Source organism: Actinomadura soli, assembly GCF_005889715.1.
GTDB classification, from domain to species: Bacteria; Actinomycetota; Actinomycetes; order Streptosporangiales; family Streptosporangiaceae; genus Spirillospora; species Spirillospora soli.
On record NZ_VCKW01000495.1, the window covers coordinates 1 to 2,609 of the forward strand.

General features: G+C 71.9%; 2 protein-coding genes. One reads left to right on the forward strand and one right to left on the reverse strand.

Features of this window, described 5'->3' with window-relative positions; all coding sequences use genetic code 11:
- Positions 1-143 precede the first annotated feature (143 nt).
- Positions 144-1,763, reverse strand: a complete 1,620-nt coding sequence (locus ETD83_RS41110; RefSeq protein WP_138650650.1) for an MFS transporter — start codon at positions 1,761-1,763, stop codon at positions 144-146.
- Between the two features lie 172 nt (positions 1,764-1,935).
- Here ETD83_RS41110 and ETD83_RS41115 point away from each other — a divergent pair, with 172 nt between their 5' ends.
- Positions 1,936-2,601, forward strand: coding sequence for a TetR family transcriptional regulator (locus ETD83_RS41115; RefSeq protein WP_138650651.1), 666 nt, complete (start codon positions 1,936-1,938; stop codon positions 2,599-2,601).
- Positions 2,602-2,609 lie beyond the last annotated feature (8 nt).

Genomic DNA, 2,609 nt, shown 5'->3' on the forward strand with positions numbered 1-2,609 from the left:
TCCCCCGACCGACCCGCCGACGGACCCGCCCACAGATCCGCCGGCGGACGACCCGGGCACGCCCAGCCCCAGCCCCACGACCAACCCGGCCCCGTCCCCGGGCACGGGCCAGGGCTGACGCGCCCTTCTACCGCGGCGGATCGTCACACCGCGGCGGCGCCTTCCACCTGGGTGTTGCCGCGCCGGACGAGCAGCGCCGCGAGGATGGCGACGACCGCGACCGCGCCGGCGACGGTCAGCGCGTTCTGGAAGCCGTCCATGAACGCGAGGTGGCTGCCCTTGGTGATGGCCTCGGCGGCCGGACCGGAGGTCCCCGGCGGGACGGGCGCGACGCCCTGCGACACGATGCCGCCCTGGCCCGCGAGCTGCTCCGCCGCCGGGCCGGGCACGCCCGCGCCCGTCAGGCGTCCGAACAGCACGTCGCCCACCTTGGTGGACAGCAGCACGCCCAGCACGGACGTGCCGAGGACGCCGCCGAGCTGCGCGGCGGTCTGCTGGAGCCCGCCCGCGACGCCCGCGAGGTGGGCGGGGGCGTTGCCGACGATGGCCTCCGTCCCGGCGACGATCACCATCCCGAACGCGAGCCCGACGAGCACGAACCACGGCCACAGCTCGACGTAGGGGGCGTCCACCCCGATCCGGGACAGCCCGAACATCGCGGCCGCCGTGAACGCCATGCCGAGCACGAGCGGCAGTCTCGGGCCGAACCGGCTGGTCAGCGCGCCCGCCAGCGGGGAGGCGACGATGAACACGCCGGTCATCGGCAGCATCCGGACGCCGGCGTCCACCGGGCTCATGCCGTGCACCTGCTGCAGGTAGAGGGTGATGAAGAAGACCGTCCCGAACATCCCGAAGAAGCCGAGGACGATGAGCCCGGTCGCCGCCGACAGCGACACCGAGCGGAACAGCCCGAGCGGCAGCAGCGGGCGCTCGACCCGCAGCTCGTTCCAGACGAACGCGGCGAACAGCACGACCGACACGGCGAACGACACCAGCGGGACCGCGTCCCCGAAGCCGTCCTCACCGGCCTTGATCAGGCCCCAGACCAGCCCGAACAGCGCGCCGGTGAGCAGCGCGACGCCGGGCAGGTCGAACGAGCCGACGGCCTCCTCGTCCCGCGACTCGCGGATCACCCAGAGGCCGACGAGGAGCGCGACCAGGCCGAGCGGAGCGTTCAGGAAGAACACCGACTCCCAGTTGACGTTCTCCACCAGCAGCCCGGCGACGATCGGGCCGCCCGCGATGGAGATGCCGACCGTGGAGCCCCAGATGCCGATGGCGGCGTTGAGCCGGTCGGCCGGGAACGTGTTGCGCAGGATGGCGAGACTGGCCGGTTGCAGCAGCGCCCCCGCGAAGCCCTGCACCACGCGCCAGAAGATGACCATCCCGAGGCCGCCGGACAGGCCGATCAGCACCGAGGAGATGGCGAAGCCGATCACGCCGGCGAGGAACGTCCGCTTGCGTCCGAACCGGTCGGCGATCTTCCCGGCCGGGATCAGCGTGACGGCGAGCGCCAGCAGGTAGGCGTTGGTGACCCACTGCAGGCCGGACAGGCTGGCGCCGAGGTCCTTGGCGATCGCCGGGTTGGCGATGGCCACGACGGTCGCGTCCAGCCCGACCATCATCACGCCGAGCGCGACGGCGACGAGCGTGAGCCAGGGATGGCCGTGGCCGGCTCTGGCGGGACGTCCGCGCGCACGGTCGCGCGGCGGTGCGTGGACGGCGCCCGGTTCGAGCGTCTCGGCGCCCTTGGACTGAGACATCTGCGACCTTCCAAATGGCAGCTAGGCGAGCTCTGAAGTGATGCGCCTCAAACTGTCATGACATGACACTTGTCGTCAAATGCCTCTAGTCTGGGCACGACATGATTCATCTCACGACATTGGTCACCCCGAGACGCTTGGCTCGGGATCACCGGCTGGCTACACTTCGCACATGACCGCGACCGCCCCCGAGACCGGCACCGCCGGTCCCGGACCCCAGCCCCCGGGCCGGCGCGAGCGCAAGAAGCGGCGCACCCGCGAGGCGCTCGTCGACGCCGCGTTCTCCCTGTTCGCCGAGAAGGGCTTCGACGCGACGACCGTCGAGGAGATCGCCGACGCCGTGGACGTCTCGTCCCGCACGTTCTTCCGCTACTTCGCCTCGAAAGAGGACGTCGCGCTCACCTTCCAGGAGGAGCAGACCCACGCCGTCATGGCGGCGCTGGAGGCCCGTCCCGCCGACGAGCCGATCATGACGGCGCTGCGCCGCACCGTGGTGGGGATCGCCCGCGCCTGCGAGCGCGGCGAGCTCGGCTTCGACCCCGAGCGGTTCACCTGCATGTTCGACATGATGAGCAAGAGCCCGTCCCTCATGGCGGGCAGCCTGGAGCACGCGCAGAAGAAGCAGGCGCTGCTGACCGAGGTCGTCGGCCGGCGGATCGGCCTCGACCCCGCCACCGACCTGCGCCCGCATGTCATCGCCGGCGCCGCGACCTGCGGCTTCCAGGCCGCCACCGACGCCCTGCGCCACTACCCGGGCGCGTTCGGCTCGATCTCCGAGGCCGTCGACCGGGCCTTCGACATCCTCGAGAACGGCTTCGACGAACCGCCGCGGGACTGACACCCGCC

Bases quoted from the DNA above. Each gene is read 5' to 3' on its own strand.
- ETD83_RS41115 (WP_138650651.1), top strand. From the start codon at position 1,936: ATGACCGCGACCGCCCCCGAGACCGGCACCGCCGGTCCCGGACCCCAG.
- ETD83_RS41110 (WP_138650650.1), bottom strand. From the start codon at position 1,763: ATGTCTCAGTCCAAGGGCGCCGAGACGCTCGAACCGGGCGCCGTCCAC.